This is a genomic window from Brucella grignonensis, assembly GCF_002252505.1.
GTDB lineage: Bacteria > Pseudomonadota > Alphaproteobacteria > Rhizobiales > Rhizobiaceae > Brucella > Brucella grignonensis.
Map to the genome: position 1 here is coordinate 1 of NZ_NNRL01000129.1, position 613 is coordinate 613.

Here is a 613-nt window from a genome sequence, read left to right on the forward strand (position 1 = left end):
CTCATAGGTCACGTCGTTTTCCGGCACGGTGTACTGCACGCGATGCGCCGAATAGCTCGCGATCGAATCCGACGGCGGCACGAACAGAAGATCGCGCACATCGGCCTGCAGCGCCCGACCGATTTGGACAAGCGACGACAATGAAGGCGATGCCTTGTCGTTCTCTACCTGAGACAGGAATCCGCGCGACAGGTTGGTGAGTTCCGCCAACTGGCTCAGCGTCATCCGCTGCTCCTCGCGGCGGACGCGCAGGATGGCGCCGATCCGGGGTTTGCTGACCTTGGGTTGGCTGGGCGAGAGGTTTTCCATGTCAGATTTGTTACATATATCGATATGTTTGACAACGGAAAAAAGTTTAATGTAGCTATACTATTCGAACACCCCTGCACCGAAGCCCGGGCAAGACACGGCGCGCAAAGGCGGATTTTCATTCCGAAGGAGACGATATGAGATCAATTCGCTGGGACGCGCATTCCTGCGTGCCGTTGAAGCACGATTATTGCCTCGATCAGCTGGAAAGGCACCATGCCTGCGGGTTTCGATTCGTCTCGATCAATGTCGGGATGGATGTCACCCCGGTGACGGACATCATGCAGATGCTGGCCTCTTTCCG

Annotated in this window: 1 protein-coding gene; it reads right to left on the reverse strand. The window is 56.4% G+C overall.

What is annotated here, in order from left to right; all coding sequences use genetic code 11:
- Positions 1 to 309: helix-turn-helix domain-containing protein (locus CEV33_RS01550; RefSeq protein WP_141211543.1), on the reverse strand; the 309-nt coding region annotated here is incomplete at its 3' end.
- Positions 310 to 613 lie beyond the last annotated feature (304 nt).